Source organism: Mesorhizobium sp. M1A.F.Ca.IN.020.06.1.1 (genome assembly GCF_004023265.1).
Lineage (GTDB): Bacteria > Pseudomonadota > Alphaproteobacteria > Rhizobiales > Rhizobiaceae > Mesorhizobium.
In genome coordinates, this window is record NZ_RZSR01001056.1 from 1 (window position 1) to 1,946 (window position 1,946).

Annotated in this window: 2 protein-coding genes and 1 pseudogene; 1 reads left to right on the forward strand and 2 read right to left on the reverse strand. The window is 63.8% G+C overall.

The window, feature by feature from the left end; genetic code table 11:
* Positions 1-109, forward strand: a 109-nt coding sequence (locus EOA60_RS30840; protein ID WP_128312463.1) for a transporter substrate-binding domain-containing protein, incomplete at its 5' end; no start/stop codon positions are given.
* 49 nt (positions 110-158) lie between these two features.
* On the opposite strand, the gene araD1 is transcribed toward EOA60_RS30840, so the two are convergent.
* Positions 159-1,148: an AraD1 family protein gene (araD1, locus tag EOA60_RS30845; protein ID WP_066996775.1), complete on the reverse strand. Its 990-nt coding sequence runs from the start codon at positions 1,146-1,148 to the stop codon at positions 159-161.
* A gap of 208 nt (positions 1,149-1,356) precedes the next feature.
* Positions 1,357-1,946: pseudogene (locus EOA60_RS30850) on the reverse strand (sugar ABC transporter permease); the annotation flags it as partial.

The window sequence follows — 1,946 nt, forward strand, 5'->3', positions numbered from 1 at the left end:
GGAGGACGCCGCCCTGCGCGACCGCCTCAACGCGGCAATCGACGCCATTGTTGCCGACGGCACCTACAAGAAGATCCAATCGAAGTATTTCGATTTCGATATTTATTGAGGTTGAAGCTGCCAATCTCCCCCCTCGTGGGGGAGATCACGCTCTAACCTCACAGCGCCTTCACCGCCACCTTCACTGGCTTCTCGATCTCGAGCGGGTTGCGCAGCGGCAGGCCGAAATCCTTGGCCTCGATCTCGAACGTGTCGCCTTCCTCGGTCCTGACGCCGTCTGCGAACGAGAGTGTGGCGGTGCCGAACATGTGCACATGCACGTCGCCCGGCTGGCGGAAGGCTGAATATTTGAAATGGTGATGCTCGAGATTGGCGATGGTGTGCGACATGTTCGCCTCGCCGGACAGGAACGGCTTTTCCCAAAGCACTTTGCCGTCGCGCCAGATTCGTGAAGAGCCCCTTATGTCGGCGGGCAGCTCGCCGATCAGGATTTCCGGTCCGAACGAGGCGTTGCGCAGCTTGGAATGGGCGAGGAACAGGTAGTTCACGCGCTCGGTCACATGGTCGGAAAACTCGTTGGACAGCGTGAAGCCGACGCGGAACGGCGCGCCGTCGTCGCCGATGACATAGATGCCGGCGATCTCCGGCTCCTCGCCGGCGTCTTGCGCGAAGGCCGGCGACATCAGCGCGGCACCGGGCGCCACCGCCATGGTGCCGTTGCCCTTGTAGAACCATTCCGGCTGCACGCCGATCTCGCCCTTGGCCGGCTTGCCGCCCTCCAGCCCCATGCGGAACATCTTCATGGAATCGGTGAGCTGCTCCTCGCCGTCGCTGAGCTTCTTGTGCATGGAATCGCGTGTCGCGGCGGAGCCGAGATGTGTAAGCCCGGTGCCGGTAAGGTGGAGATGCGCGGGGTCGGGATGGTTGATCGGCGACACCAGGCGTCCCTTCTTGTAGACGGCGTCGAGGTCGACCGTCTCGCCATAGCCCTTGCGCTCGATCAGCGCCTCGAGCCCGGTGCCGGTGCGGGCTGCCTCCATCGCCAGCGAATAGACGCTGCGCGCGCCGTTGATGATCCGGGTCTTGCCGCCGCTGCGGGCAACGACGCGGATCGTCTCGGCGTCATCGAGGATCTGGGAAATCAGCATGATGAACCCTCTCTCTTTTGCCTTGGCCCGGCTGCCGATTGGCAAGCCCTGACCGGCGCAGCCCGGAACCGATCCGCGCCACGGTTGAAACTCTTCGTCCGGATTGCACTCGCGAGCCTGGTCCTTCCAGGACTTCTTCGCGCCGACGGGTTGCCGGCAGCTTCGCGATCTAGAACCCGTATGCCTCCTTAGTCCTTGCCTCCGGCCTCTACGCCTTGTTCTTGTTGTAGACGTCGAAGATGACGGCACCGAGCAGCACCAGGCCTTTGACCACCTGCTGCCAGTCGACATTGACGCCCATGATCGACATGCCGTTGTTCATCACGCCCATGATGAAGCCGCCGACCACGGCGCCGATGACCTGTCCGACACCGCCCATCGCCGAGGCGCCCCCGATGAAGACCGCGGCGATCACGTCGAGCTCGCTGCCCAGACCGGCGGCCGGGACGGCCTGGCCGAGGCGAGCGGCGATGATCAGGCCGCCGAGCGCCGACAGCACGCCCATGTTGATGAAGACGAGCAGCGTCAGCCTTTCGGTGTTGATGCCCGACAGCTGCGCCGCCTTGGCGTTGCCGCCCATCGCATAGATGCGGCGGCCGATGGTCATGCGCTTGGTGACGAAGACGAACAGCGAGATCAGCACGCCCATCACCAGAAGCACCACCGGCAGGCCCCTGTAGCTGGCGAACTGGAAGACCAGGAACAGCGCCAGCGCGCTGCCGACCAGCGTCTTGACGACGAACAGCGGGAAGGGCTCGGCCTCATAGCCATGCCGTTCGCGCTTACGCCGTGTTCTGA